This is a genomic window from Streptomyces sp. SCL15-4 (assembly GCF_033366695.1).
Classification (GTDB): Bacteria; Actinomycetota; Actinomycetes; order Streptomycetales; family Streptomycetaceae; genus Streptomyces.
Genome location: NZ_JAOBTQ010000001.1, coordinates 4,204,018 through 4,229,524, shown reverse-complemented (window position 1 = coordinate 4,229,524; position 25,507 = coordinate 4,204,018). Strand labels below are relative to the sequence as shown.

The window sequence follows — 25,507 nt, the reverse complement described above, 5'->3', positions numbered from 1 at the left end:
GATCACAGGCGGAGGTCGCCGAGGCGGTCCAGTGCCCGGGTGACGAGGTCCGCGAGGCCGGGCTCGCCGTTTCGTTCCGCCCAGTACATGAGGGTCTCGGTGGCCGCCGCGGTGAGGACGGCCGCGATCAGCCTCACCTCGTACGCGTGCTCGTCCCTGCCGGTGCGCCGGGCGAGCAGCGCCGCCGTGTGCGCCACCTGCGCCTCCTGCCGCTGCCACAGCCGCGCGCGCAGGGGCCGGACCCGCGCGGCCAGAGCGAGCCGGGCCAGCACGGTGTCCCGGTCCCGGCCGACGCGCCGGGCGAGCAGCTCGTGGAGCGTCGCCCGCACCGCGTCGTCCGCCGGCGGCCCGGCCGGACCGGGTGCGGCGGGCGGCTCCTCCGCGAGCGGATCGAAGCCGCCGAGGTCGCCGAAGTTCCCGAAGTCACCGAGGTCGCCGAGGTCGTCGGGATCGTCGGTGAGGACCACGTCCTCCTTCGTCGGGAAGTAACGGAAGAACGTGCTCGGCGAGATATCGGCCGCGTCGCAGATCTGTTCGACGGTGGTGTCGTCGTATCCCTGCTCCACGAAAAGGCGGAGGGCTTCCTGCCGGAGAAGGCGGCGGGTCTTGGCCTTCTTCCGCTCCCGCAGACCGGGTCGGGTGGTCATGGGCCTACACCTTCCTGACGCATGAGGCCGCCGCCCATTGTTCCACCGCGGTCGGCGGACGGCCGGGGACCGGTCCGGGAGCCGGTCGCCGCGCTGTCGGGTCAGCCGCCGGTCAGAGTGACGAGGAACGCCGTTTCCGCGTCCTTGCGGCCCGCGCGGAGCCTGGGGATCGCGAGGAGAGGGGCCAGCGCCCGGCACCAGGCGAGGACGCGGCCGGGGGACTGGCCGGGGACCAGGGACGCCAGCCTCCCGACCCGCTCCTCCAGCGCGCCCGCGTCCACGACCCCGTCCAGAGCCCAGTCCACGGCGTCGAAGTCCGGGTCGCCCCAGGCCGGCCGGGGATCGATGGCGACCATGCGGGCGCCGGGCCCGGACAGCGCGTTGGCCGGGTGCAGATCACCGTGGACGAGACCCATGGACCCGGTGGCGGCGAGCGCGAGGGCCGCCTCCCGGGCCCGGCCCAGGGCCGCCGGAGGGAGGAGACCGGTCCTGTCCGCCAGGCCGAACAGGAAGCGGACCCGGTGGGACAGGGGCCTCAGCACCGAGTTCTCCGCCGGCGCGGGCGGGCCGGCCCGCAGCTCCCGCAGCAGCGCCGCCGCGTCGGACAGCTCCCAGGACAGCTGCCGCACGGGCACACCCGGCTCCACGTGTTCCAGCAGCAGGGCCCCGAGACCGGGGTCCTCCGTCAGCAGGGAGACGACCGACGGCCGGTCCGCCCAGGCCCGCAGCGCCTCGGCCTCCTCACGGGCGATCGTGGGGTCCGGCGTGAGTTTCAGCCAGACCGGAGCGCCCGTGTCCCGCCGTACGCAGCGGAACACCCGTGAGGTGCCTCCCCCGCCCGACGCCGCCACCTCCAGGTCCCAGCGGGCGGCGAGTTCGCCGACGAGCGCGGGCAACCGGTCGCACCAGGCGAGCACCGTCGGCCCGAACCGCATCACCAGCCGGTCCCGGACTTCCGGTGTGACCTGCGCCGGCTCCCTCAACACGCCCTCCGATCCCGGTCGTTTCCGCCTCAGCGTACGGTGCGCCGCCCGGACGGGGCTGATGCGTTCCGGCCACCGGTTGTACCGTCTGTCCGGGCTGGAGTTCGTAGCGACACTCGTTCGAGGGTGTGCGGGCAGTACGGGGGAGGCGGTCGCGGTGACCGGAAGCGGTGCACAGACGGCGGACGCGGCGGACGGGAGCGCGCGCCGGCTGCCCCGGGTGCGGGGATTCGCCGCCTGGCCGCCGCGGGGGCCGGCGGGCGAAGCGGGGCCGCCGGGAGCGCCGGGGTCGGCGAAGAAGCAGGGCAAGGCGCTGCGGCGGAGCGTGCCGCGCTCCGCCCACCACGCGTTCGACCCGGACACCGGCCGGCCGGACGCGGTGAGCGCGGTGCGCGAGTCCGGCGCCGGCCGCATCCCCGAGCTGACCCCGCTGCGCGTGGGCCGGATGGCGGCCGGGCCGTTCGCCTTCCTGCGCGGATCGGCCGGACTCATGGCGTACGACCTGGCCCGCACCCCGATGACCGGGATCGGCACCCAGATCTGCGGGGACGCGCACGCGGCCAACTTCGGCCTCTACGGCGACGCCCGCGGCGAACTCGTCATCGACCTCAACGACTTCGACGAGACCGTGCACGGCCCCTGGGAGTGGGACCTGAAGCGGCTCGCGGCCTCCCTGGTGCTGGCCGGCCGGGAGACGGGCGCCGACGAGGACACCTGCCGCGCGGCGGCCCGCGACGCGGTCGGCGCCTACCGGCGCACCATGCGGCTGCTCGCCAGGATGCCCGTGCTCGACGCCTGGAACGCCATCGCGGACGAGGAACTGGTCTCCCACACCGACGCCCACGACCTGCTCGGCACCCTCCAGCGGGTCTCGGAGAAGGCCCGGTCCAACACCAGCGGCCGGTTCGCGGCCAAGTCGACGGAGCCCGTCGCGGACGGCGGCCGCCGGTTCGTGCCCGCCCCGCCGGTGCTGCGCCCGCTCCCGGACGCCGAGGCCGCCGCGGTCGCCCTGGCCCTGGAGGAGTACGCCGGCACGATCGGCGAGGACCTGCGGCCCCTGCTCGCCCGGTACGCCGTGCACGACGTGGCCTTCCGGGTGGTCGGCACCGGCAGCGTCGGCACCCGTTCCTACGTCGTCCTGCTGCTCGACCACCGCGAGGAGCCGCTGATCCTCCAGGTGAAGGAGGCCCGCCCCTCCGCGCTCCTCCCGCACCTGGCCACGGCCGGTTTTCCGGCGGCGCCGGTGGCGCACGAGGGCCGCCGGGTGGTCCTCGGCCAGCGGCGGATGCAGGTGGTCAGCGACATCCTGCTCGGCTGGACCACTGTCGAGGGGCGCCCGTTCCAGGTGCGCCAGTTCCGCAACCGCAAGGGCAGCGTCGACCCGGCCGCCCTCCCCGCCGACCAGCTCGACGACTACGGCCGGATGACCGGCGCCCTGCTGGCCCGCGCCCACTCCCACGGCGCCGACCCGCGGCTGATCGCCGGGTACTGCGGCAAGAACGAGGAGCTGGACGAGGCCGTCGCCACGTTCGCCGTCACCTACGCCGACCGCACCGAATCCGACCACGCCGACCTCCTCGCGGGCATCCGGGCGGGCCGGATCGCGGCGGAGACGGGGGTATGAGGCACCTTCGATAAGGCACGTGTGATGAGGCGCTTTCCCGGAACGCGGGACGGTTTCCGGGTCGCGGGCTCCGCGCCTGCCAGCAGCTCGGGCTCCGCGCTTTCCAGGGGCGCGGGAGATCGTGTGCCCGGTCCCGACGCGCCCGCACCGGTGGCACACCGGCACCTCTGCGGCGGCGCACCGCGGGGCGCCGGGAGGCCGGGCCACCGGAGCCTCACTCCCGCTCAGGCTCAGCGCGGCGCCGCGCGGCCGCTACGCTGAGCGGGTGACCACCCCCGAAGCCGGCCAGTCGTCCGAGGAGCCGCGTCCCGAGGAGCGGCTGGAGCAGGCCGTCCGGGCCGCCGAGCAGGCGCTGATCGAGTACGAGATCGCCGTGGAGACGTTCCGCGTCGAGGTCGAGAACTTCTCCCGCCTGCACGACCAGCGGCTCGGCCCGCTCTACGCCCGGATCGAGGAGCTGGACGCGCGGATCGCCGAGGCGCGGGCCGCCCGCACCGGCGACCCCGAGGACATCCGCCGTGCCGACGAGGCCCGCGCCCGGGTGCTGCCGCTCCCGGGCGTGGAGGAGCTGCTGCACGGCTGGATGGACGGCGACGGCCTGTTCCCGGAGGCCACCGCCATGCTCACCGGCCAGGCGGTACGGCCCCCGCAGCGGGTGCGGCCCGGCGAGCGGGCCCGCAAGCTCTACCGCGACCTCGCCCGCAAGGCCCACCCCGACCTGGCCCAGGAGGAGGACGAGCGCAAGCGGCGCGAGGAGTTCCTCAGCCGGGTCAACGACGCCTACGCCCGCGGCGACGAGACCCTTCTCACGGAGCTGGCCGCCGAGTGGGCCGCCGGACCGGTGCCGCCCGAGCGCCGCCCGAGCCCGGCCGAGGAGCTGTACGCCCGCCTCGAATGGCTCGACCAGCGCAAGGAGCTGATCACGCTGGTCGCCCGGGAGCTGGAGGAGGGTGCGATCGCCGGGCTGCTCCGGCTCGCCCCGGACGACCCCGACGGGCTGCTCGACGAGATCGCCGGGCGGCTGCACGCCGACATCGCCCAGCGGGAGGCGGAGCTGGCCGGGCTGCTGGGACAGGGCTGAGCCGGGCGTCGGGTAGCGTCGGAGCCATGAATTTCGGAGCTGGTGTGCCCACGGTCCAGGTCATGGATCTCAAGGACGGCGCGTTTCTGCTGGACGTCCGCGAGGACGACGAGTGGCGGGCGGGCCACGCCGAGGGAGCGCTGCACATTCCCCTCAGCGAGTTCGCGGCCCGCTACGGCGAGCTGGCCGAGGCCGCCCCGCAGGACGGCCGCGTCCACGTCATCTGCCGCTCGGGCGGCCGCTCGGCCCAGGTCACCATGTACCTGGTCCAGCAGGGCATCGACGCGGTGAACGTCGACGGCGGCATGCAGGACTGGCAGCAGGCCGGCCGCCCGGTCGTCACCGACGACGGCACCCCGGGCGTCGTCGCCTAGCCGCTCCTCGTACCCCGCCGCCGGGCCGGGCGCCGGTTCCAGGTGCCCGGCCCGGGCGTGGCGGCGGTGCACCGTGTCCGCCTCGCGCGGTACGAGGCACAGCGCGGAGAAGGCAACGGACGGCGGGTCAGCGGTCGAAGTCCAGCTCCACCTTCTCGGTCAGCGGATGCGACTGGCAGGCCAGCACATATCCGGCCTCCGTCTCCTCCGTCTCCAGCGCGAAGTTGCGGTCCATGCGCACCTCGCCCGCGACCAGGAAGGCCCGGCACGTCCCGCACACCCCGCCCTTGCAGGCGTAGGGCGCGTCGGGCCGGTTGCGCAGCACCGTCTCCAGCAGCGACTCGCCCTCCCGCACCGGCCAGGTGCCGCCGCGACCGTCCAGCCGCGCGGTGACGGTGCTGTGCGCGGGAGCCGCCGCCGTCGCCACCGAGGCCGAGCCCGCGTCCACGTGGAAGATCTCCTGGTGGATCCGGTCGCGCGCCACGCCCAGGTCGCGCAGCGCCTCCTCGGTGCCCCGCACCAGTCCGTACGGTCCGCACAGGAACCAGCCCGCCACCTCGTCCACCGGCAGCAGCGCGGGCAGCAGCCCCGTGAGCCGCTCCCGGTCGAGCCGGCCCGACGGCAGACCCGCCTGCTGTTCCTCCCGGGAGAGCACGGTCACCAGCTGAAGCCGCTCGGGATAGCGATCCTTCAGGTCGGCGACCTCCTCCAGGAACATCGTCGAGGCGGCCGTCCGGTCGCCGCGTATCAGGCAGAACCGGGCCGCCGGTTCGCGGGCCAGCAGCGTGGCGACGATGGACAGCACCGGGGTGATGCCGCTGCCGCCGACCACCGCCGCGTACAGCCCCGGGGCCGGCTCCAGCGTGAAGCGGCCCGCCGGGGTCATCACGTCCAGCTCGTCCCCGACGTTGATCTCCTTCAGCGCGTACGTCGAGAAGGCACCGTCCTCCACCAGCCGCACCCCCACCCGCAGGGCGGCCGGACCCTCGCCGGCCGGGTCGGGCGCGGGAGAGCAGATCGAATAGGTGCGCCGGACCTCCGTGCCGTCGACCCGGCGGCGCAGCGCGAGGTGCTGGCCGGGCGCGTGCCGGTACTGCTCGCGCAGCTCCGGCGGAACGGAGAGGGTGAGGGCGACGGAGTCGTCCGTGAGCCGGTCCACCGCGGCCACCGGGAGCGGGTGGAAGCGCGCCATCACAACTCCTTGAAGTGGTCGAACGGTTCACGGCAGGCCAGGCACCGGCGCAGCGCCTTGCACGCGGTCGAGGAGAACCGGCTCAGCAGCTCGGTGCCGGCCGATCCGCAGTGCGGGCAGCGGACCGGTTCCGTCCCGGCCTCCGGGCGCCGGCCGCCGTCGGCGTGCGCGGTGTCGGTGCGGGTCGGGCCCAGGGCGAGCGGCACCGGGCCGGCGGCTCGGCGCGTGCGGGGCGGGGCGATGCCGAACTCCCGCAGTTTCTCGCGCCCTTCGGGAGTGATGTCGTCGGTCGACCAGGCGGGAGCGAGCACCGTGCGGACGGTGACCTCGCGCATGCCGTGGGCGCGCAGCACGCGCTCTATGTCGACGCTCATCGCCTCGATGGCGGGGCAGCCGGTGTAGGTGGGGGTGAGATCGACCTCCACCGTGTCCGCGCCGTGGACGCGCACCGCGCGGAGCACGCCCAGTTCGCGCAGCGTGAGCACGGGCAGTTCGGGGTCGGGCACCGACCCGGCCAGCTCCAGCAGCTCCGCCTCCAGGGCGGTGGCGGTCACCATGACGCCCCCGGGTGGCTGCGGTGCAGGTGCTGCATCTCGGCCAGCATCCGGCCGAACGGCTCGGTGTGCAGGCCCTGCCGGCCGGCGCCCGCCGACCAGGCCCCGGTGCGCGGTCCCCCGGGCAGGGTGAGTGTGGCACGGGTCAGCACGTCCCCGACGGACTCCAGCCAGCGTTCCTCCAGCGCTGCCCAGTCGGCGGTCAGGCCCTCCACCGGCTGGAACATCTCCCCGGTGTACCGCCACAGCGCGGCGCAGGCGCGGGCCATCCGTTCGCGGCTGGTGTCCGTGCCGTCGCCGAGCCGCAGGGTCCACTGCTCGGCGTGGTCGCGGTGGTAGGCGACCTCCTTCACGGCCTTCGCGGCCAGCGGCGCGAACGGGCCGCCGCCCGCGGCCAGTTCGGCGTAGAGGAGATGTTGGTAGGTGGAGAAGTACAGCTGGCGGGCGATGGTGTGCGCGAAGTCGCCGTTCGGCTGCTCGACCAGCTGGAGGTTGCGGAAGGCGCGTTCCTCGCGCAGATACGCCAGTTCGTCCTCGTCGCCGGCCAGCGACAGCAGCACCCGGGCCTGGCCGAGCAGGTCCAGGGCGATGTTGGCGAGGGCGACCTCCTCCTCCAGGACGGGAGCGTGTCCGGCCCACTCCCCGAGGCGGTGGGAGAGCACCAGGGCGTCGTCGCCGAGGGCGAGCGCGGCGGTCACCGGGACGGTGGCGGGGCCGGTGGCGGTCACAGGTGCTTCACCCCTTCCGGGATCTCGTAGAAGGTCGGGTGCCGGTAGGGCTTGTCGGCGGCCGGCTCGAAGAAGGGGTCCTTCTCGTCCGGCGAGGAGGCGGTGATCGCGGTGGCCGGGACGACCCAGATGGACACGCCCTCGCCGCGCCGGGTGTACAGATCGCGGGCGTTGCGCAGGGCCAGCTCGGCGTCGGGCGCGTGCAGGCTGCCGGCGTGGGTGTGGGACAGGCCGCGCCGGGAGCGCACGAAGACCTCCCACAGGGGCCAGTCGGTGGTGCTCATGCTCGCGTCGCTCCCGTCCCACCGGTGTCGCCGGTGTGCTTGGCCGCGTAGGCCGCGGCGGCTTCCCGTACCCACGCGCCCTCGTCGTGGGCGCGCCTGCGCTGGGTGAGGCGCTGGTCGTTGCAGGGGCCGTTGCCCTTGAGGACCTCCCAGAACTCCGTCCAGTCGATCGGGCCGAAGTCGTAGTGCCCCCGCTCCTCGTTCCACCGCAGCTCCGGGTCGGGGAGGGTGAGGCCCAGGGATTCGGCCTGCGGGACGCAGATGTCCACGAAGCGCTGGCGCAGCTCGTCGTTGGAGTGGCGCTTGATCTTCCACTCCATCGACTGCGCGGAGTGCTGGGACTCGTCGTCGGGCGGGCCGAACATCATCAGCGACGGCCACCACCAGCGGTCCACGGCGTCCTGTGCCATGGCGTGCTGCTCCGGTGTGCCCTTGCCGAGGGCCAGCAGCAGTTCGTAGCCCTGGCGCTGGTGGAAGGACTCCTCCTTGCAGATCCGGACCATCGCGCGGGCGTACGGGCCGTAGGAGCAGCGGCACAGGGGCACCTGGTTGGTGATCGCGGCGCCGTCCACCAGCCAGCCGATCGCGCCGACGTCGGCCCAGGTCAGGGTCGGGTAGTTGAAGATCGAGGAGTACTTCTGGCGGCCGGCGTGCAGTTTGTCGAGCAGCTCGTCGCGGCCGGTGCCGAGCGTCTCCGCCGCGCCGTACAGGTACAGGCCGTGGCCCGCCTCGTCCTGGACCTTGGCCATCAGGATCGCCTTGCGGCGCAGGGAGGGCGCGCGGGTGATCCAGTTGGCCTCCGGCTGCATTCCGATGATCTCGGAGTGCGCGTGCTGGGCGATCTGCCGGACCAGGGTCGCGCGGTAGGCGTCGGGCATCCAGTCGCGCGGTTCGATGCGTTCGTCCGCGGCCACGGCCGCGTCGAACGCGCGCTGGTAGGCCGCCGTGCCGGCGGTGTCCGGCGCGCCGTCCGCCCCGGTGCGGTCCGTGCGCTGCGCGGCTGCTGTGGCCATGCGGTCCCCCTGACCTCGGCTGTGCGGTGAACACTGTCCGTCTGCACCGGCCCGACCGATCGTTCGGTCCGTGCGCATCCATGGTGTGCCGGGCCGCCACGGGGTGTCAACCGCTGTGGAAAACTCCCGCCCCCGCCTGTGGACAACTCGGGGGCGCGGGGCCGCGGGGCTGGTCGGGCCGGAGGGAAAGGGGAGGTGGGGAGCGGTCGGCTGCGGGATGTCGACCTGGCCCGGGGGCGCTGTCGGATGCCGGTGCCGCGTCACCGGTTGCCGGTCAAGGCGTCGTGGGCCGGGCGGCCCGCCTCGGGACACCGTCCGCGGCCCGGGCCGCGTGCTCGGTTCGTACCCGGGGCTGCGCCCGGCGCCCCCGGCTGAGTACCGTTCCGTGCGGGCGCCGAGACGTGGTGCTCGCGCAGCACGCGGCGCCGGTGACGAACCCGGCGCCGCCGGGCTGCCCCACCGGGCCGGATGCCGGATGCCGAGCGGAACGACCGGGCCGAACGAGAACGAGCCGAGACGGGGAACGGGACGGAATGGACGCGTACGACGAGGACTCGCGGGAACCGCAGGCTCCCGGCGGGCCGGCCGGGACGCGTCTCCCGGAACAGCCGCCACAGCAGGCAAGGCCGCCACAGCCGTCCCCGCCGTCCGGCGCCGGCCCTTGGCCCCGCATCGACCCCACCCCGCCCGGTCCCCGTACCGGCGCCCCCGGTCCCCGTACCGGAGTGGCCGCCCTCTCCCTTCCCTACCAGGTCGGTGCCGCGCTGGCGCTCGCGGTGGTCGGAGTGGCCGCCTGTGTGCACCTGCTGATGGTGTTCCTCAGCCTCGCGCCCTCCAACACCGTGACGAAGCAGCACGGCGAGGCGATAGAGGAATGGGTGTATCCCGAGTTCGAGCAGAACTGGAAGCTGTTCGCCCCCAATCCGCTCCAGCAGAACATCGCCGTACAGGTCCGCGCCGAGGTGCGGACGCGGGACGGCGGGCTGCGCACCACCGGCTGGACCGACCTGTCCGCCCAGGACGGCGCCGCCATCGACGGCAACCTGGTGCCGAGCCACACGCAGCAGAACGAACTGCGCCGCGCCTGGGACTTCTTCACCGCCACCCACGGCACCGACAACCGTGCCGTGGGCCTGCGCGGCTCGCTGTCCGAGCAGTACCTGCGCCGGCTCGTGGTGATGCGCCTGTACCGGAGCGATCCGACGAGCCGGGACGGCGTGATCCAGCGCGTACAGGTCCGTTCCAGCACCCTCAATGTGCAGCCGCCCGCCTGGAGTCGTGAACGCGTGCCCGACAAGCCCGTCTACCGCCTGCTGCCCTGGTGGTCCCTGACGTCCGACGAGGCCGCGGGAGGCGTGCGGTGAACCAGTTCTCACTGACGCTGTCGCGCGGTATCGCGCGGGTCACCGGCGCGGCCCTCGGCCCGTACCAGAGCGCCGTGATCCGGATCGGGTTCGCCGGGACCTGGCTGCTGTTCCTGCTGCGCGAGTTCCCCCACCGCCAGGAGCTGTACGGACCCTCCGGGCCCTGGGGCTGGAACCTCGCCAGACAGCTGACCGACGACAATCACGCCTTCACGGCGCTGCTGTGGTCCGACGGGCGGCTGTGGTTCGAGGTCTGCTACGCGCTGGCCCTCCTCGCCGCCGCCTCGCTGGCGCTCGGCTGGCGCACCCGCACCTCCTCCCTGCTGTTCATGGTCGGCGTGCTGTCGTTGCAGAACCGCAGCGTCTTCGTGGGCGACGGCGGCGACAACGTGCTGCACCTGATGTCGATCTACCTGGTGTTCACGCGCTGCGGACAGGTCTGGTCCCTCGACGCCCGCCGAGCGGCGCGCGAGGCGGCGGCACGCGCGCGCGGGGAGCGGGTGGCCGCCGACCGGGTGGGTCCGGTGCTGTGGGCGGTGCTCGGTCTGGCGCTCGGCGCGGCGACGCTGACCGGGCGGTTCGACAACGGCCGGGTGATCCCGGTGCTGCTGTGGACGGCCTGGGCGGGACTCGGCCTGTGGTGGGCCGCCGGGCGCCGGGCGGCCTCGCGGGAGCCACGGGTCCTGCTCGACGTCGTGGCCAACATCCTGCACAACGGCGCCCTGGTCGTGATCATGGCGGAGGCGTGCCTGATCTACGCCACGGCCGGCTGGTACAAGGTCCAGGGCTCGCGCTGGCAGGACGGGACCGCCGTCTACTACCCGCTCCACCTGGACTACTTCTCGCCCTGGCCGGCGCTGGCGGACCTGATGTCCTCCAGCGGCACGATCATGATGATCGTGGCCTACGGGACGGTCATGGTGCAGGTCGCCTTCCCGTTCAGCCTGTTCAACCGGCGGGTCAAGAACGTCCTGCTGGTGATGATGATGGCCGAGCACGCGGTGATCGCGGTCGTCCTCGGCCTGCCGTTCTTCTCGCTGGCGATGATCGCCGCCGACTCGGTCTTCCTGCCGACGTCCTTCCTGCGCCGGCTCGGCGACCTGGCGGCACGCGCGCGCGGGCGGCTCGCCCGCCGTGCGGTGCCGGCGCCGCGCTCCGCGGAGGAGGGCACCCCCGACCACGTAGGGTTCACCGCATGACCGACCCGCTGAGCCGCTGGCGCGCGCACGAGGAGGGTGCCGTCCTGCTCGACGGCTTCCATGCCCTCAAGCACGCGCTGCGCTTCGGCGCCGAGGTGCTCCTCGCCGTCACCACCGACCGGGAGGCCACGCTCGGTCTCGCCGAGGAACTGGCCGGGGACGTCCGCGGCACCCTGGACGCCCTGCTGACGGAGGTGTCCGGGCAGGCGTACGCCTCCCTCGTCCCGCGTCCGCATCCGACCGGTGTGGCCGCCCTGGCCGTACGGCCGTCCCGGGAGGCGAATCTGCGGGCGCTCGCCCGCACGCCCCGCACCGCTCCCGTCGTGGTCCTGGACAACCCGCGCAACCTCGGCAACGCCGGCGCCGTGATCCGGCTGGCCGCCGGGTTCGGGGCGACGGGGGTGGTCACCACGGGCACGCTCGACCCCTGGCACCCCACCGTGGTGCGCGGCGGCGCGGGTCTGCACTTCGCGACCGCCGTGGAGCGCCTGGACCTCGCCGGCCTCCCCGCCGGGCCGCTGTTCGCGCTGGACCCGGAGGGCGAGGACATCCGCGGCACCCGGCTGCCGGACGACGCCGTGCTGGCCTTCGGCTCGGAACGCACCGGCCTCTCGGCGGAGCTGCGCGCCCGCGCCGACCATCTGCTGCGCCTGCCGATGCGCCCCCAGGTCTCCAGCTACAACCTCGCCACCAGCGTGGCGATGACGCTGTACCACTGGAGCGCGACCGGGGGCGGGCCCGCCGCCTAGGCCTCCCGCCGCACCTCCACCATCCGGAAGCGGTTGGCCACGAAGGCGCTGTCGGTGAGGGCCGCGTTGGCCGCCGGGTTGCCGCCGGAACCGTGGAAGTCGGAGAAGGCGGCCGTCTGGTTGACGTACACCCCGCCGGTCAGGTTCAGGGAGAGCTGGGCCGCCTCTTCGAGGCATGCCTCCTCGACGGCCTGCTCGGTCGCGGCGTCCGTGGTGTACGCGCCGACCGTCATGGCGCCCTTCTCCCGGACGGTGCGGCGCAGCAGCTCCACGGCGTCCGCCGCCGAGTCGACCGCGACCGCGAAGGAGACCGGGCCGAAGCACTCGCTCATGTACGCGGCCTCGTCGTCCGGCTTGGCGCCGTCCAGCTTGACGACGACCGGGGTGCGGACCACCGCGTCCGGGAACTCCGGGTTGGTGATCTCGCGGGAGGCGAGGGCGACCTCCCCGAGACCGGCCGCGGCCTCCAGGCGGGCCTTGACGTCCGGGTTGACGATCGCGCCGAGCAGCGCGTTCGCGCGGGCGTCGTCGCCGAGCAGGCCGTCGACCGCGCGGGCGAGATCGGCGGTGACCTCGTCGAAGGTCTTGTGTCCCTGGTCGGTGGCGATGCCGTCGCGGGGGATGAGCAGGTTCTGCGGGGTGGTGCACATCTGGCCGCTGTACAGGGACAGCGAGAACGCCAGGTTGGACAGCATGCCCCGGTAGTCGTCCGTGGAGTGCACGATCACCGTGTTGACGCCGGCCTTCTCCGTGTAGACCTGCGCCTGGCGGGCGTTGGCCTCCAGCCAGTCCCCGAACGCCGTCGAGCCCGTGTAGTCGATGAGCTTGATCTCGGGGCGCAGCGCGAGGGTCTTGGCGATGCCCTCGCCGGGCCGTTCGGCGGCCAGCGCGACCAGGTTCGGGTCGAAGCCCGCGTCGGCGAGCACGTCCCGGGCGACGCGGACGGTCAGCGCGAGCGGCAGCACCGCGCGCGGGTGCGGCTTGACCAGGACCGCGTTGCCGGTGGCCAGGGAGGCGAACAGGCCCGGGTAGCCGTTCCAGGTCGGGAAGGTGTTGCAGCCGATGACCAGGCCGATGCCGCGCGGGACCGCGGTGAACCGCTTGGTGAGGACCAGCGGGTCGCGCTTGCCCTGCGGCTTGGTCCAGTCCGCCTGCTCCGGTGTGCGGATCTGCTCCGCGTACGCGTACGCCACCGCCTCCAGGCCGCGGTCCTGGGCGTGCGGGCCGCCCGCCTGGAACGCCATCATGAACGCCTGGCCGGAGGTGTGCATGACCGCGTGCGCGAACTGGTGCGTGCGGTCGCTGATCCGCTTGAGGATCTCCAGGCAGACCACGGCCCGCAGCTCCGGGCCCGCGTCCCGCCAGGCGCGCTGCCCATTTCGCATCGCGGGCAGCAGCACGTCGAGGTCCGCGTGCGGGTAGCTCACGCCCAGCTCGATGCCGTACGGGGAGACCTCCTCGCCGACCCAGTCGTCGATGCCCGGCTGGTCGGCGAGGTCCAGGCGGTTGCCCAGCAGGGCGTCGAAGGCGGCCTTGCCCGCCGCCGCGTCCAGGCTGCCGTCCTCGCCGTACGCCTTCGGGTGCTCGGGGTGCGGGGACCAGTACGCGCGCGTGCGGATCGCTTCCAGCGCCTGGTCGAGCGTGGGCCGGTGCTTCCGGAGCAGCTCGTGGGCGGTCGGTTCGGCGGCCATGCGGGACCAACTCCTCGTCTGGAGACCTCTTCGTCGAGACCGTGACCTGGGCAGGGGCTGCCCGTCAGAGCTAGAGTAACCGAACGATCGGTCGGGACAAGGGGGTCCGCCGCATCTGTGGAAAACGTCGTGCGGGAGGATCGCGCACATGACAGGACTCGACCTCAGCAGCCCCGTGGCCGTCGTCGGCACCGGCACCATGGGCCAGGGCATCGCCCAGGTCGCGCTGGTCGCCGGCCATCCCGTACGGCTGTACGACGCCGTGCCCGGGCGGGCCCGGGACGCGGCCGGAGCGATCGGCGCCCGGCTCGACCGGCTCGTGGACAAGGGCCGGCTCGCCGCCGGCGACCGGGACGCGGCCCGCGCCCGTCTCACGCCCGTGGACGGCCTCGCGGAGCTGGCCGACTGCGGCCTGGTCGTCGAGGCGGTCCTGGAGCGGCTGGACGTCAAGCAGCGGCTCTTCGGCGAGCTGGAGGACGTCGTCGCCGAGGACTGCCTGCTGGCCACCAACACCTCCTCGCTGTCGGTGACGGCGATCGGCGGCGCCCTGCGCCACCCGGGCCGCTTCGTCGGCCTGCACTTCTTCAACCCCGCGCCGCTGCTGCCGCTGGTGGAGGTGGTCTCCGGCTTCGCCACCGACTTCACGTCGGCCACGCGCGCGTACGAGACCGCCCGCGCCTGGGGCAAGACCCCGGTGGCCTGCGCCGACACTCCCGGTTTCATCGTCAACCGCATCGCCCGGCCCTTCTACGCCGAGGCGTTCGCCGTCTACGAGTCCCAGGCCGCCGACCCCGCGACCATCGACGCGGTCCTGCGCGAGTCGGGCGGCTTCAAGATGGGCGCGTTCGAGCTGACCGACCTGATCGGCCAGGACGTCAACGAGTCCGTCACCCACTCGGTGTGGCAGTCCTTCTTCCAGGACGTGCGCTTCACCCCCTCCCTGGCCCAGCGGCGCCTGGTGGAGTCCGGCCGGCTCGGCCGCAAGAGCGGACGCGGCTGGTACGACTACGCCGACGGCGCCGAGCGGCCCGAGCCGCACACCGCCGACAAGGAGCAGCCGCCCGCCTACGTCGTCGCCGAGGGCGGCCTGGGCCCGGCGGCCGAGCTGCTCACGCTGATCCGTGAGGCGGGCATCCAGGTCCGCGAGGAGGACGAGAACCAGGGCACCCGCCTGGTCCTGCCCGGCGGCGGTGACCTGGTGCTGGCCGACGGCCAGACCTCCGGCGAGTTCGGCGACGTCGTCTACTTCGACCTCGCGCTGGACTACCGGAAGGCCACCCGGATCGCCCTGTCCGCCTCCCCGGACACCTCGCCGCGCGCCCTCGCCGAGGCCACCGGGCTCTTCCAGGCGCTCGGCAAGGACGTCAGCGTCATCGGCGACGTCCCCGGCATGATCGTCGCGCGTACCGTCGCCCGGATCATCGACCTCGCCCACGACGCCGTCGCCAAGGGCGTGGCCACCGAGGAGGACATCGACACCGCGATGCGCCTGGGCGTCAACTACCCGCTCGGCCCCTTCGAGTGGGACCGCGGGCTCGGGCGCGACTTCGCCTTCGACCTCCTGGACGAGATGCACGAGCGCGACCCTTCCGGACGCTACGCGCCCTCCCTCGCGCTCTACCGGCACGCCTACGCCAACGACCGGCGGGAGAACACCTCATGACCACGGCCCGACGCGACACCTACACCCCCGAGACGCTGCTCTCCGTCGCCGTGCGGGTCTTCAACGAACGCGGCTACGACGGCACCTCCATGGAGCACCTGTCCAAGGCGGCCGGCATCTCCAAGTCGTCGATCTACCACCACGTCAGCGGCAAGGAGGAACTGCTGCGCCGGGCCGTCAGCCGCGCGCTGGACGGCCTGTTCGCGATCCTCGACGAGGAGCACGCGCGTACCGGGCGCGCCGCCGACCGGCTGGAGCACGTGGTGCGCCGCATGGTCGAGGTGCTCACCGCCGAACTGCCCCACGTCACGCTGCTGCTGCGCGTGCGCGGCAACACCGAGACCGAGCGGTGGGCGCTGGAGCGGCGCCGCGACTTCGACCACCGGGTGGCCGGGCTGATGAAGGCGGCGGCGGACGACGGCGACATACGCGGCGACGTGGAGGTGCGGCTGGCCACCCGGCTGGTCTTCGGAATGATCAACTCCATCGTGGAGTGGTACCGGCCGGACGTGCGCGGCGCCAGCGACCGGGACGTGGCCGACGCCGTCGTCCAGTTGGTCTTCTCGGGGCTGCGCCGGGGCTGACCTCAGCCGTCCGGCTCCAGGTCCTCCTCCTCGAACACCAGCAGCGTGCGGCTGCTGAGCACCTCGGGGATCGCCTGGAGCCGGGTCAGCACCAGCTCGCGCAGCGCCCGGTTGTCGGGCGTGTGCACCAGCAGCAGCACATCGAAGTCGCCGCCCACCAGGGCGATGTGGGAGGCGCCGGGCAGCTGCCGGAGCCGTTCGCGGACCGTGCGCCAGCTGTTCTGCACGATCTTCAGCGTGATGTAGGCGGACGTGCCGTGGCCGGCCCGCTCGTGGTCCACGCGGGCGCTGAAACCCCGGATCACGCCGTCCTCGACGAGCCGGTTGATCCGCGCGTAGGCGTTGGCGCGCGAGACGTGCACCCGCTCGGCGACGGACCGTATCGAGGCGCGGCCGTCGGCCTGGAGGATCCTCAGGATGTCCTGGTCGATGGCGTCCAGCGGGCGCGGCTGCGGCGGCGTGCCGCCCCCCTGCGGCCCGTCGGCCATTTGTTCAGGCGCCATGTCCCCCCGCTTCCTCGCCGTGGACGTCCTGCGTTCATTCCAGGCTGTGGAGAACCGTTTGTCCACAGCCTGAGGGTGCCTGTAGCCAAAATGTGCCGACGACCGAACAATCGGTAGGTGAGACGGGTCACAGCCGATCCGTCTCCGTAGCCGCTCCCACGAGGAGGTGCCGTCATGACGGTTCTGGAGCAGCGGGGCGCGTACCGGCCGTCGCCGCCGCCCGCCTGGCAGCCCCGTACGGACCCCGCGCCGCTGCTGCCCGACGCCGAGCCCTACCGCGTGCTCGGCACCGAGTCGGCCGCCGGGACCGACCCCGGCCTGCTGCTCCGGCTCTACGCCCAGCTGGTGCGCGGGCGCCGCTACAACACGCAGGCCACCGCCCTGACCAAGCAGGGCCGGCTCGCCGTCTACCCGTCCAGCACCGGCCAGGAGGCCTGCCAGATCGGTGCCGCCCTGGCCCTGGAGGAGCGCGACTGGCTCTTCCCGAGCTACCGCGACACGCTCGCCGTCATCGCCCGCGGCGTGGACCCGGTCGAGGCGCTCACGCTGCTGCGCGGCGACTGGCACAGCGGCTACGACCCCTGCGCCCACCGGGTGGCCCCCCTCAGCACCCCGCTGGCCACCCAGCTGCCGCACGCCGTCGGCCTCGCCCACGCCGCCCGCCTCAAGGGCGACGACGTGGTGGCGCTCGCCATGGTCGGCGACGGCGGCACCAGCGAGGGCGACTTCCACGAGGCGCTGAACTTCGCCGCCGTCTGGCAGGCCCCGGTCGTCTTCCTGGTCCAGAACAACGGCTTCGCCATCTCCGTCCCGCTCGCCAAGCAGACCGCCGCGCCCTCCCTGGCCCACAAGGCCGTCGGATACGGCATGCCGGGCCGGCTGGTGGACGGCAACGACGCAGCGGCCGTGCACCAGGTCCTCGGCGAGGCCGTACGGCACGCGCGCGCGGGCGGCGGCCCCACCCTGGTGGAAGCGGTGACGTACCGCCTCGACGCCCACACCAACGCCGACGACGCCACTCGCTACCGGGAGGACGCCGAGGTCGCGGCCTGGCGCGCGCACGACCCGGTCGAGCTGCTGGAACGCGAACTGACCGCGCGCGGCCTGCTGGACGAGGCCGGCATCGAGGCCGCCCGGAAGGACGCCGAGACCATGGCCGCCTCCCTGCGGGAACGCATGAACCGCGACCCCGAGCCGGACCCCATGGCCCTCTTCGACCACGTCTACGCCGAGAACACCGCCCAGCTGCGCGAGCAGCGCGCCCTGCTGCGGGCGGAGCTGGAGGCCGAGCGGGAGCCGTCCGGCGGACCCGGCGAGGAGCCCGGCGCGCGGGAAGGCGGCGCCCGATGACCACCGTCACCGTCAAGCCCGCCACCCTGGCCCAGGCGCTCACCCGCGCGATGCGCGACGCCATGGCCGACGACCCCGCCGTGCACGTCCTGGGCGAGGACGTCGGCACCCTCGGCGGCGTCTTCCGCGTCACCGACGGACTCGCCAAGGAGTTCGGCCAGGACCGCTGCACCGACACCCCGCTCGCCGAGGCCGGCATCCTCGGCACCGCCGTCGGCATGGCGATGTACGGCCTGCGCCCGGTCGTGGAGATGCAGTTCGACGCCTTCGCCTACCCGGCGTTCGAGCAACTGGTCAGCCACGTCTCCCGGATGCGCAACCGCACGCGCGGCCGGATGCCCCTGCCGATCACCGTCCGCATCCCCTACGGCGGCGGCATCGGCGGCGTCGAGCACCACAGCGACTCGTCCGAGGCGTACTACATGGCGACCCCGGGCCTGCACGTCGTCACCCCGGCCACCGTCGCCGACGCCTACGGACTGCTGCGCCGGTCCATCGCCTCCGACGACCCGGTGGTCTTCCTGGAGCCCAAGCGGCTCTACTGGTCGAAGGACGCCTGGAACCCCGAGCAGCCCACGGAGGTGGCGCCCCTCGGACGCGCGGTGGTGCGCCGCCCCGGCACCAGTGCCACGCTGATCACCTACGGCCCCTCGCTGCCGGTCTGCCTGGAGGCCGCCGAGGCCGCCCGGGCCGAGGGCTGGGACCTGGAGGTGGTCGACCTGCGCTCCCTGGTGCCGTTCGACGACGAGACGGTCTGCGCGGCCGTCCGGCGCACCGGCCGCGCGGTCGTCGTCCACGAGTCCACCGGGTTCGGCGGACCGGGCGGCGAGATCGCGGCCCGCATCACCGAGCGCTGCTTCCACCACCTGGAGGCACCCGTGCTGCGCGTGGCCGGCTTCGACATCCCCTATCCGCCGCCCATGCTGGAGCGGCACCATCTGCCCGGCGTCGACCGCATCCTGGACGCCGTGGCCCGGCTGCAGTGGGAGGCGGGGAGCTGATGGCCCAGGTGCTGGAGTTCAGGCTGCCCGACCTCGGCGAAGGGCTCACCGAGGCGGAGATCGTCCGCTGGCTGGTCCAGGTCGGCGACGTGGTCGCCGTCGACCAGCCGGTGGTCGAGGTGGAGACGGCCAAGGCGATGGTCGAGGTGCCCTGCCCCTACGGCGGCGTGGTCACCGCCCGCTTCGGCGAGGAGGGCACCGAACTGCCCGTCGGCGCCCCGCTGCTGACGGTCGCCGTCGGCGAACCGGAAGGCGCTCCGGAGGGCTCGGGCAACGTCCTGGTGGGCTACGGCACCCAGGCACCGGCGGCCCGCCGCCGCCGGGTCCGGACGGGCACGGTCACCGCCGACGGGCGGTCCCGGCGGCCGGGAACCGCCGAAGCCGTCCCCGACGCGCCCGCGGCCGCACCGGCGCCCTCGTCGGCAGCCGCTCCCGCACCCGTCGACGGGCCGGTCCCCGTGATCTCCCCGCTGGTGCGCAGGCTCGCCCGGGACAACGGCGTCGACCTGCGGCGGCTGACCGGCTCCGGCCCGGACGGCCTCATCCTGCGCGCCGACGTCGAGGACGCCCTGCGCACCCGGGACGGCCGCGCCGGCACGGACCTCGGCCGGACGGTGCCGGTTTCCGCGGGGACGGCCGGCGAACCGGCCGTACCGGTCACCGCGGCGGCTCCTCGTGCCGGGGACGGGGTGCGGATCCCGCTCAAGGGCGTCCGCGGCGCCGTCGCCGACAAGCTCGCCCGCAGCCGCCGGGAGATCCCGGACGCCACCTGCTGGGTCGACGCCGACGCGACCGAACTCCTGCGCGCCAGGACCGCGATGAACGCCGCCGGCGGCCCGAAGATCTCCCTGCTCGCGCTGCTCGCCCGGATCTGCACCGCCGCGCTGGCCCGCTTCCCCGAGCTGAACTCGTACGTCGACACCGAGGCCCGCGAGATCGTCCGGCTCGACCGCGTCCACCTCGGGTTCGCCGCGCAGACCGACCGCGGACTGGTCGTGCCGGTCGTCCGGGACGCCCACACGCGCGACGCCGAGTCCCTGACCGCCGAGTTCGCCCGGCTCACCGAGGCGGCCCGCACCGGAACGCTGACGCCCGGAGAACTCACCGGCGGCACCTTCACGCTGAACAACTACGGCGTCTTCGGCGTCGACGGCTCCACGCCGATCGTCAACCACCCCGAGGCGGCCATGCTCGGCGTCGGCCGCATCGTGCCCAAGCCGTGGGTGCACGAGGGCGAGCTGGCCGTCCGGCAGGTCGTGCAGCTCTCGCTCACCTTCGACCACCGGGTGTGCGACGGCGGCACGGCGGGCGGCTTCCTGCGGTACGTGGCGGACTGTGCGGAACAGCCGGCGGTGCTGCTGCGCACCCTGTGAGAGAGGAGCGTGCGCATCCTGTGACCCGCGGCCGGTCCGCGAGGAGGGGCCGACGGGACATACTCGTGGGGTGACCGACGCCGCACCCGCCGCTCCCGGGACACCCGCCCCGTACGACGCCGTCGTACTGGCCGGCGGGTCCGCCCGGCGGCTCGGCGGAGCCGACAAGCCCGGTGTCCGGGTCGGCGGCCGGGCCCTGCTGGACCGGGTGCTCGCGGCCTGCGCCGACGCCCGGACGACCGTCGTCGTGGCCGCGCCCCGGCCCACCGCACGCCCGGTGCGCTGGACCCGCGAGGACCCGCCCGGCGGCGGGCCGCTCGCCGCGCTGGCGGCCGGACTGCGGCACGCCGCCGCCGAGCACACCGCCGTCCTCTCCGCCGACCTGCCCTTCCTCCGGCCCGCCACGATCGGGCGGCTGCTGACGGCCCTTCGGGACACCGGCGCCGACGGCGCGCTCCTCACCGACGCCGACGGCCGCGACCAGCCGCTCGTGGCCGCCTACCGCACCGCCGCCCTGCGCCGCGAGCTGGCCGCCCTCCACGCCGCCCACGACGGCCTCACCGGGCTGCCCCTGCGCCGGCTGACCGGCGCCCTCCACCTCACCCGCGTCCCGGACCCCCTCGCGTCCTTCGACTGCGACACCTGGGACGACATCGCCGACGCCAGGGCACGGATCAGGGAGCATGGGCACGTGTTGGATGAATGGATCTCCGCAGTCAAGGACGAGCTGGGCATCGACCTGGACGTCGACACCGGCGTCCTGCTCGACCTGGCCCGGGACGCCGCCCACGGCGTGGCCCGCCCGGCCGCGCCGCTGACCACCTTCCTCGTCGGCTACGCCGCGGCCCGGGGCGCGGGCGGCCCCGAGGCCGTCGCCGAAGCCGCCCGCAGGGCCACCGCGCTGGCCCTGCGCTGGCAGGAGGAGAACGACGGGGACGGGAAGAGCGCAAGCGGCGGGGGCCCGAGCGCCCCGGACGCCGGATGACCGCCCCCGGCACCCGGGCCGGGACGCCCGCCGCCGACACCGACGACCTCGACGTCGAGGAGGCCCTGGCACTGGTGAGGGAACCCCGCGAGGAACCCGGAAACGACGGCCCGGGAAGCGGTCCGCCCGGTGGACCGGCCGCGCGCCGGGCCGACGGGCGGCCCGGCGCGCGGCACACGGCCACCGCCTGGCCCCACGCCCGCGAGATCGCCGCCCGCGCCGCCCGCACCGCGCGCGCCCACGGCCGGGACGACCCGGCGGCGGACGCCCCCGCACCCCGCCGCGCCCCCGTCTCCGTACCCCTCGGCGACGCCCTCGGGCTGGTCCTGGCCGCCCCCCTGGACGCCCTCACCGACCTGCCCTCCTTCGACACCTCCGCGATGGACGGCTGGGCGGTCGCCGGTCCCGGCCCCTGGCAGGTACGGGAGGAGGGCGTCCTCGCCGGGCACGCTCCGCCCGGGCCGCTCACCGACGGCGAGGCGGTCCGCATCGCCACCGGCGCCCGGATCCCCGCCGACACCACCGCCGTCCTGCGCACCGAGCACGGCCGGACCGACGCCCAGGGCCGGCTGCACCCCACCCGCGAGATGTTCCACGGCCAGGACATCCGCCCCCGGGGCCAGGAGTGCCGTACCGGCGACCAGTTGCTGCCCGTCGGCACCCTCGTCACCCCCGCCGTCCTGGGCCTCGCCGCGGCGGCCGGCTACGACACGGTCACCGCCGTCCCCCGCCCCCGCGCCGAACTCCTGATCCTCGGCGACGAACTGCTGACCGAGGGCCTGCCGCACGACGGGCTGATCAGGGACGCGCTCGGCCCCATGCTGCCGCCCTGGCTGCGCGCGCTCGGCGCCGACGTCATCGCCGTGCGCCGGATCGGCGACGACGCCCGGGCGCTGCGCAAGGCGGTCACCGGTTCCCGGGCCGACCTCGTCGTCACCACGGGCGGCACCGCCGCCGGACCCGTCGACCACGTCCACCCGGTCCTGGAACGCATCGGCGCCGAACTCCTCGTCGACGGCGTCAAGGTGCGCCCCGGCCACCCCATGCTGCTGGCCCGCACCAAGGACGGCCAGCACCTCGTCGGTCTGCCCGGCAACCCGCTCGCGGCCGTCTCCGGCCTGCTCACGCTCGCCGAGCCGCTGCTGCGGACCCTCGCCGCCCGTCCCGCCCCCGAGCCGTACGCCCTGCCCCTGAAGGAGGCGGTGCAGGGACACCCGTACGACACCCGGCTCATCCCGGTGGTGCTGCGCGGGGACCATGCCGTGCCGCTGCGCTACAACGGTCCCGCGATGCTCCGCGGCATCGCCGCCGCCGACGCGCTGGCCGTCGTACCGCCGGGCGGGGCCCGGCAGGGCGAGGAGGCGGAACTGCTGGACCTGCCATGGGCGACCGCCGGAATCGGGGTGTGTTTCACGTGAAACTTCCGGGCCACGACGCCATCGCCCGCCAGGCGGGCGAGCACCTGGTGACCCATCGGGTGAAGCTCCCGAGAAAAGTGATGGAGCGCCCGGTCCGCCAGGTCGTCAAGCGGCTGGTCATGGCCCTGGCGGTGCTGGTGGCCACCGCGCTGATCGTCTACTTCGACCGCGACGGCTACCACGACAACGCCGACGGCTCCGTCGGCCTCCTCGACGCGTTCTACTACGCGACCGTGACCCTCTCCACCACGGGCTACGGCGACATCACCCCGGTCGGCGACGGGGCCCGGCTCGCCAACATCTTCCTCATCACGCCCCTGCGCGTGCTGTTCCTGATCATCCTGGTCGGCACCACGCTGGAGGTCCTCACCGAACGCACCCGTGAGGAATGGCGCCTGAACCGCTGGAGGTCCACCTTGCGCGATCACACCGTCGTCATCGGCTTCGGCACGAAGGGCCGGTCGGCCATCCAGACCGTCTGCGCGACCGGGCTGAAGAGGGAGCAGGTGGTCGTGGTCGACCCCAGCTCCAAGGCGATCGACGCGGCGAACGCCGAGGGCTACGCCGGAGTGATAGGCGACGCCACCCGCAGCGACGTGCTCAAGCGGGCCGAGGTGCACAAGGCCCGGCAGATCATCGTCGCCCCGCAGCGCGACGACACCGCGGTCCTCGTCACCCTGACCGCCCGCCAGCTCAACCGCGGCGCCAAGATCGTGGCCGCCGTCCGCGAGGAGGAGAACGCCCCGCTGCTGCGGCAGTCCGGCGCCGACGCCGTCATCACCAGCTCCGGCGCGGCCGGCCGGCTGCTCGGCCTGTCGGTGCTGAGCCCGGCCGCAGGCATGGTGATGGAGGACCTCATCCAGCAGGGCAGCGGGCTGGACATCGTGGAGCGGCCGGTGGTGCGCGCCGAGGTGGGCAAGAAGCCGCGCGAGACGGACGACCTGGTACTGAGCGTCGTCCGCGGGCACCGGGTGCTCGGCTACGACGATCCGTCCCTCGGCACCCTCCAGCTGACGGACCGGCTCATCACCATCGTCCGGGCCACCCCGGGCAGCCAGGTCACCCCGGACACCCGCCCCCTGCCGCACGGCTGACGGGACCGGTGGGGAGTAGCGTCACCCGCATGCATGCGATCACGATTCCCCAACCCGGTGGTCCCGAGGCGCTGGTGTGGACGGAGGTCCCCGATCCGGTGCCCGGCGAGGGCGAGGTGCTGGTCGAGGTGGCGGCCAGCGCCGTCAACCGCGCCGACATCCTCCAGCGCCAGGGCGCCTACTCCCCTCCGCCCGGCGCCTCCCCCTACCCCGGCCTGGAGTGCTCCGGCAGGATCGCCGCGCTCGGCCCCGGCGTCTCCGGCTGGGCCGTCGGCGACGAGGTGTGCGCGCTCCTCGCGGGCGGCGGCTACGCCGAGAAGGTCGCCGTACCGGCCGGACAGCTGCTTCCGGTGCCCGAGGGCCTCTCCCCGCGGCAGGCGGCGGCGCTGCCCGAGGTGGTCTGCACGGTCTGGTCCAACGTGTTCATGGTCGCCCATCTGCGTCCGGGCGAGACGCTGCTGGTGCACGGCGGCTCCAGCGGCATCGGCACCATGGCGATCCAGCTCGCCAAGGCCGTCGGCGCCAGGGTCGCGGTGACCGCCGGCACGCGGGAGAAGCTGGACCGCTGCGCCGAGCTGGGCGCGGACGTGCTCGTCAACTACCGCGAGCAGGACTTCGTCGCCGAGATCAAGCAGGCCACCGACGGCGCGGGCGCCGACGTCATCCTGGACAACATGGGGGCCAAGTACCTGGACCGCAACGTCCAGGCCCTCGCCGTCAACGGACGCCTGGCCATCATCGGCATGCAGGGCGGGGTGAAGGGCGAGCTGAACATCGGCGCGCTGCTGGGCAAGCGGGGCGCCATCAGCGCGACCTCGCTGCGCGGCCGTCCGCTGGACGAGAAGGCGGCCATCGTCGCCGCCGTGCGCGAGCACGTGTGGCCGCTGCTCGCCGACGGGCACGTCCGGCCGGTCGTGGACCGGGAGGTGCCGATGCCGGAGGCGGCCGAGGCGCACCGGCTGGTGGAGGAGAGCGGCCACATCGGCAAGGTGCTGCTGGTCGCGCCGTAGCGGCCCGCCGCGCCGGCGCGGCGCGCTCAGCTCCTGCGCAGTCTCAGTCCCAGCAGGGCCAGGCCGAGCCCCAGCCCTATCAGCACCAGGCCGCTGCCCAGCGGCAGGATCCGCAGGACCGGCTCCGTGGCGGTCTCGCTCCGCGGGGCCGCCTGCCGGGCGCCGGTCCGCGGCGCGGGCGTGGCGGAGCCGATACCGGCCTCCTCGGGCGGCTCCCCGGAGGCCGCGGGCACATCCGTGGTCTCCGGCTCCGCGGGCTGGACGGCCGGGGTGGCGGCGGAGCCGTCCTCGTCCTCCGCCTCGGCCACCGGCCCTTCCGGCCGGCCCGGGCGCATCCGCCCCTCCCCGGCCCTGCTGCCCGCCCGGGTGGGCTCGGTCCAGGCGAGGGAGCGATAGGGATGGACCGAGGCCGACGCGGAGTCGGACGGCAGCGGGACGGGAGCGGCCGAGCCGTCCTGCGCGAGACCGGCGGACGGGGAAGGCCCCCGGCCCGGCCGGTCGCGGTCCGGATGGTCGCGGTCCGGATGGTCGCGGTCCGAGTGGTTCCGTTCCGGATGGTCCCGCCCGGGATGCTCCTCTTCCGGTGCGCCGCGCTCCGCGTCCGGACGTCCGGCGTGCGGACGGGCCGCCGCGGCGGACCGGGTCGCGGCCGAGTGGTCCGGGGCAGGGTGCCCCGGCAGCGACCGGCCCGGCGGCGCCTCCCGCGCGGTTTCCGGCCGGCTCTCGCCGTGGCGCGCGGACGCGGCGGCGGGGCCCGGCTCGGCGGTGTGCGCGGGCGGGCTGCCGTACACGACGGCGATGCCGTACCACGGCAGCGCCGCCGCCGTGAGCACGGCCGGCAGCCGCAGACAGCGGAGCGTGAGTCGCAGGCGTGGAGTCACGTCGGTGACCTCCCGGAGCCCAGGTGTCGTGACCGATGGATAACCGACGGAACCAGCCTCACATCCGATCCCGGAGAGGGCATGCCGGATTGGGCCGATGGGTCGAAACGGCCGAACGGCGCCACACGGGGGCGCCACGGTGCCGGGGCGGGGGCGTGGGAG

At 74.4% G+C, this 25,507-nt stretch carries 25 protein-coding genes; 15 read left to right on the top strand and 10 right to left on the bottom strand.

Annotated elements, in window-relative coordinates; translation table 11 throughout:
* Positions 1-2: 2 nt before the first annotated feature.
* Positions 3-647, bottom strand: coding sequence for a TetR family transcriptional regulator (locus SCK26_RS18480; protein WP_318202409.1), 645 nt, complete (start codon positions 645-647; stop codon positions 3-5).
* A gap of 101 nt (positions 648-748) precedes the next feature.
* Positions 749-1,633 (bottom strand): aminoglycoside phosphotransferase family protein, encoded by an 885-nt coding sequence (locus SCK26_RS18475; protein WP_318202408.1) that lies wholly within the window; start codon positions 1,631-1,633, stop codon positions 749-751.
* Between the two features lie 58 nt (positions 1,634-1,691).
* Between SCK26_RS18475 and SCK26_RS18470 the strand changes: the two genes are divergently transcribed.
* The 3 genes from SCK26_RS18470 to SCK26_RS18460 all read left to right on the top strand — a co-directional run bounded on the left by SCK26_RS18470 (position 1,692) and on the right by SCK26_RS18460 (position 4,709).
* A complete protein-coding gene (locus tag SCK26_RS18470; RefSeq protein ID WP_318202407.1) occupies positions 1,692-3,254 on the top strand; it encodes a DUF2252 domain-containing protein in 1,563 nt (520 codons plus the stop codon).
* A gap of 265 nt (positions 3,255-3,519) precedes the next feature.
* Positions 3,520-4,335 carry a hypothetical protein gene (locus SCK26_RS18465; protein ID WP_318202406.1) on the top strand — a complete coding sequence of 272 codons (816 nt, stop codon included), beginning with the start codon at positions 3,520-3,522 and terminating at the stop codon, positions 4,333-4,335.
* Positions 4,336-4,361: 26 nt separating this feature from the next.
* A complete protein-coding gene (locus tag SCK26_RS18460) occupies positions 4,362-4,709 on the top strand; it encodes a rhodanese-like domain-containing protein (protein ID WP_318202405.1) in 348 nt (115 codons plus the stop codon).
* A gap of 127 nt (positions 4,710-4,836) precedes the next feature.
* On the opposite strand, the gene SCK26_RS18455 is transcribed toward SCK26_RS18460, so the two are convergent.
* From SCK26_RS18455 to paaA, 5 genes are read right to left on the bottom strand one after another with little or no spacing between them, the layout of a single operon-like run.
* Positions 4,837-5,901, bottom strand: a complete 1,065-nt coding sequence (locus SCK26_RS18455; protein WP_318202404.1) for a 2Fe-2S iron-sulfur cluster-binding protein — start codon at positions 5,899-5,901, stop codon at positions 4,837-4,839.
* The gene (gene paaD, locus SCK26_RS18450) at positions 5,901-6,458 is read right to left on the bottom strand and encodes a 1,2-phenylacetyl-CoA epoxidase subunit PaaD (protein WP_318202403.1); all 558 of its coding nucleotides are present in this window, start codon (positions 6,456-6,458) and stop codon (positions 5,901-5,903) included. The genes SCK26_RS18455 and paaD overlap by 1 nt, the downstream gene beginning before the upstream one ends.
* A complete protein-coding gene (paaC, locus tag SCK26_RS18445) occupies positions 6,452-7,183 on the bottom strand; it encodes a 1,2-phenylacetyl-CoA epoxidase subunit PaaC (RefSeq protein ID WP_318202402.1) in 732 nt (243 codons plus the stop codon). Before paaC ends, paaD begins: the two co-directional genes overlap by 7 nt.
* Positions 7,180-7,467: a 1,2-phenylacetyl-CoA epoxidase subunit PaaB gene (gene paaB / locus SCK26_RS18440; protein ID WP_190016117.1), complete on the bottom strand. Its 288-nt coding sequence runs from the start codon at positions 7,465-7,467 to the stop codon at positions 7,180-7,182. Before paaB ends, paaC begins: the two co-directional genes overlap by 4 nt.
* Positions 7,464-8,480 (bottom strand): 1,2-phenylacetyl-CoA epoxidase subunit PaaA, encoded by a 1,017-nt coding sequence (paaA, locus tag SCK26_RS18435; protein WP_318202401.1) that lies wholly within the window; start codon positions 8,478-8,480, stop codon positions 7,464-7,466. Before paaA ends, paaB begins: the two co-directional genes overlap by 4 nt.
* Positions 8,481-9,013: 533 nt before the next feature.
* Between paaA and SCK26_RS18430 the strand changes: the two genes are divergently transcribed.
* Genes SCK26_RS18430 through SCK26_RS18420 form a run of 3 tightly spaced genes read left to right on the top strand, consistent with a single transcriptional unit; the run spans position 9,014 to position 11,792 of the window.
* Positions 9,014-9,844 (top strand): DUF5819 family protein, encoded by an 831-nt coding sequence (locus SCK26_RS18430; protein WP_318202400.1) that lies wholly within the window; start codon positions 9,014-9,016, stop codon positions 9,842-9,844.
* Complete coding sequence (locus SCK26_RS18425) at positions 9,841-11,043, top strand: HTTM domain-containing protein (protein WP_318202399.1); 1,203 nt, start codon at positions 9,841-9,843, stop codon at positions 11,041-11,043. The genes SCK26_RS18430 and SCK26_RS18425 overlap by 4 nt, the downstream gene beginning before the upstream one ends.
* Positions 11,040-11,792 carry a TrmH family RNA methyltransferase gene (locus SCK26_RS18420; RefSeq protein WP_318202398.1) on the top strand — a complete coding sequence of 251 codons (753 nt, stop codon included), beginning with the start codon at positions 11,040-11,042 and terminating at the stop codon, positions 11,790-11,792. The genes SCK26_RS18425 and SCK26_RS18420 overlap by 4 nt, the downstream gene beginning before the upstream one ends.
* On the opposite strand, the gene paaN is transcribed toward SCK26_RS18420, so the two are convergent.
* The gene (paaN, locus tag SCK26_RS18415) at positions 11,789-13,483 is read right to left on the bottom strand and encodes a phenylacetic acid degradation protein PaaN (protein WP_318202397.1); all 1,695 of its coding nucleotides are present in this window, start codon (positions 13,481-13,483) and stop codon (positions 11,789-11,791) included. The two genes, SCK26_RS18420 and paaN, sit on opposite strands and share 4 nt — an antisense overlap.
* A gap of 148 nt (positions 13,484-13,631) precedes the next feature.
* On the opposite strand from paaN, the gene SCK26_RS18410 reads away from it, so the two are divergent.
* Together SCK26_RS18410 and SCK26_RS18405 are read left to right on the top strand one after the other, a co-directional pair.
* Positions 13,632-15,146: a 3-hydroxyacyl-CoA dehydrogenase gene (locus SCK26_RS18410; protein WP_318202396.1), complete on the top strand. Its 1,515-nt coding sequence runs from the start codon at positions 13,632-13,634 to the stop codon at positions 15,144-15,146.
* Positions 15,143-15,730 carry a TetR/AcrR family transcriptional regulator gene (locus SCK26_RS18405; protein WP_318202395.1) on the top strand — a complete coding sequence of 196 codons (588 nt, stop codon included), beginning with the start codon at positions 15,143-15,145 and terminating at the stop codon, positions 15,728-15,730. Before SCK26_RS18410 ends, SCK26_RS18405 begins: the two co-directional genes overlap by 4 nt.
* 2 nt (positions 15,731-15,732) lie before the next feature.
* On the opposite strand, the gene SCK26_RS18400 is transcribed toward SCK26_RS18405, so the two are convergent.
* On the bottom strand, positions 15,733-16,233 hold the full coding sequence (locus SCK26_RS18400) for an Lrp/AsnC family transcriptional regulator (RefSeq protein WP_318202394.1): 501 nt from the start codon (positions 16,231-16,233) through the stop codon (positions 15,733-15,735).
* A 174-nt stretch (positions 16,234-16,407) separates the two neighbouring features.
* Between SCK26_RS18400 and pdhA the strand changes: the two genes are divergently transcribed.
* The 7 genes from pdhA (at position 16,408) to SCK26_RS18365 (ending at position 24,464) form a co-directional block, all read left to right on the top strand.
* On the top strand, positions 16,408-17,583 hold the full coding sequence (gene pdhA, locus SCK26_RS18395) for a pyruvate dehydrogenase (acetyl-transferring) E1 component subunit alpha (RefSeq protein WP_318202393.1): 1,176 nt from the start codon (positions 16,408-16,410) through the stop codon (positions 17,581-17,583).
* Positions 17,580-18,584, top strand: a complete 1,005-nt coding sequence (locus SCK26_RS18390) for an alpha-ketoacid dehydrogenase subunit beta (protein WP_318202392.1) — start codon at positions 17,580-17,582, stop codon at positions 18,582-18,584. Before pdhA ends, SCK26_RS18390 begins: the two co-directional genes overlap by 4 nt.
* Positions 18,584-19,957 carry a dihydrolipoamide acetyltransferase family protein gene (locus tag SCK26_RS18385; protein ID WP_318202391.1) on the top strand — a complete coding sequence of 458 codons (1,374 nt, stop codon included), beginning with the start codon at positions 18,584-18,586 and terminating at the stop codon, positions 19,955-19,957. The genes SCK26_RS18390 and SCK26_RS18385 overlap by 1 nt, the downstream gene beginning before the upstream one ends.
* A gap of 70 nt (positions 19,958-20,027) precedes the next feature.
* Entirely contained in the window at positions 20,028-20,942 is a 915-nt protein-coding gene (locus tag SCK26_RS18380) for an NTP transferase domain-containing protein (RefSeq protein ID WP_318202390.1), read from the top strand.
* Positions 20,939-22,360, top strand: coding sequence for a molybdopterin molybdotransferase MoeA (locus tag SCK26_RS18375; RefSeq protein WP_318202389.1), 1,422 nt, complete (start codon positions 20,939-20,941; stop codon positions 22,358-22,360). The genes SCK26_RS18380 and SCK26_RS18375 overlap by 4 nt, the downstream gene beginning before the upstream one ends.
* The gene (locus SCK26_RS18370) at positions 22,357-23,454 is read left to right on the top strand and encodes a potassium channel family protein (protein ID WP_318202388.1); all 1,098 of its coding nucleotides are present in this window, start codon (positions 22,357-22,359) and stop codon (positions 23,452-23,454) included. Before SCK26_RS18375 ends, SCK26_RS18370 begins: the two co-directional genes overlap by 4 nt.
* A 29-nt stretch (positions 23,455-23,483) precedes the next feature.
* Positions 23,484-24,464, top strand: coding sequence for an NAD(P)H-quinone oxidoreductase (locus tag SCK26_RS18365; protein WP_318202387.1), 981 nt, complete (start codon positions 23,484-23,486; stop codon positions 24,462-24,464).
* Positions 24,465-24,490: 26 nt separating this feature from the next.
* Here SCK26_RS18365 and SCK26_RS18360 read toward each other — a convergent pair whose 3' ends face one another.
* Complete coding sequence (locus SCK26_RS18360; protein WP_318202386.1) at positions 24,491-25,345, bottom strand: hypothetical protein; 855 nt, start codon at positions 25,343-25,345, stop codon at positions 24,491-24,493.
* Positions 25,346-25,507: the final 162 nt, after the last annotated feature.

Coding starts and splice junctions, on each gene's coding strand:
- SCK26_RS18480 (WP_318202409.1), bottom strand. CDS start 647: ATGACCACCCGACCCGGTCTGCGGGAGCGGAAGAAGGCCAAGACCCGC.
- SCK26_RS18470 (WP_318202407.1), top strand. CDS start 1,692: ATGCGTTCCGGCCACCGGTTGTACCGTCTGTCCGGGCTGGAGTTCGTA.
- SCK26_RS18460 (WP_318202405.1), top strand. CDS start 4,362: ATGAATTTCGGAGCTGGTGTGCCCACGGTCCAGGTCATGGATCTCAAG.
- SCK26_RS18455 (WP_318202404.1), bottom strand. CDS start 5,901: ATGGCGCGCTTCCACCCGCTCCCGGTGGCCGCGGTGGACCGGCTCACG.
- paaD (WP_318202403.1), bottom strand. CDS start 6,458: ATGGTGACCGCCACCGCCCTGGAGGCGGAGCTGCTGGAGCTGGCCGGG.
- paaB (WP_190016117.1), bottom strand. CDS start 7,467: ATGAGCACCACCGACTGGCCCCTGTGGGAGGTCTTCGTGCGCTCCCGG.
- paaA (WP_318202401.1), bottom strand. CDS start 8,480: ATGGCCACAGCAGCCGCGCAGCGCACGGACCGCACCGGGGCGGACGGC.
- SCK26_RS18430 (WP_318202400.1), top strand. CDS start 9,014: ATGGACGCGTACGACGAGGACTCGCGGGAACCGCAGGCTCCCGGCGGG.
- SCK26_RS18420 (WP_318202398.1), top strand. CDS start 11,040: ATGACCGACCCGCTGAGCCGCTGGCGCGCGCACGAGGAGGGTGCCGTC.
- paaN (WP_318202397.1), bottom strand. CDS start 13,483: ATGGCCGCCGAACCGACCGCCCACGAGCTGCTCCGGAAGCACCGGCCC.
- SCK26_RS18410 (WP_318202396.1), top strand. CDS start 13,632: ATGACAGGACTCGACCTCAGCAGCCCCGTGGCCGTCGTCGGCACCGGC.
- SCK26_RS18405 (WP_318202395.1), top strand. CDS start 15,143: ATGACCACGGCCCGACGCGACACCTACACCCCCGAGACGCTGCTCTCC.
- SCK26_RS18400 (WP_318202394.1), bottom strand. CDS start 16,233: ATGGCGCCTGAACAAATGGCCGACGGGCCGCAGGGGGGCGGCACGCCG.
- pdhA (WP_318202393.1), top strand. CDS start 16,408: ATGACGGTTCTGGAGCAGCGGGGCGCGTACCGGCCGTCGCCGCCGCCC.
- SCK26_RS18390 (WP_318202392.1), top strand. CDS start 17,580: ATGACCACCGTCACCGTCAAGCCCGCCACCCTGGCCCAGGCGCTCACC.
- SCK26_RS18385 (WP_318202391.1), top strand. CDS start 18,584: ATGGCCCAGGTGCTGGAGTTCAGGCTGCCCGACCTCGGCGAAGGGCTC.
- SCK26_RS18375 (WP_318202389.1), top strand. CDS start 20,939: ATGACCGCCCCCGGCACCCGGGCCGGGACGCCCGCCGCCGACACCGAC.
- SCK26_RS18365 (WP_318202387.1), top strand. CDS start 23,484: ATGCATGCGATCACGATTCCCCAACCCGGTGGTCCCGAGGCGCTGGTG.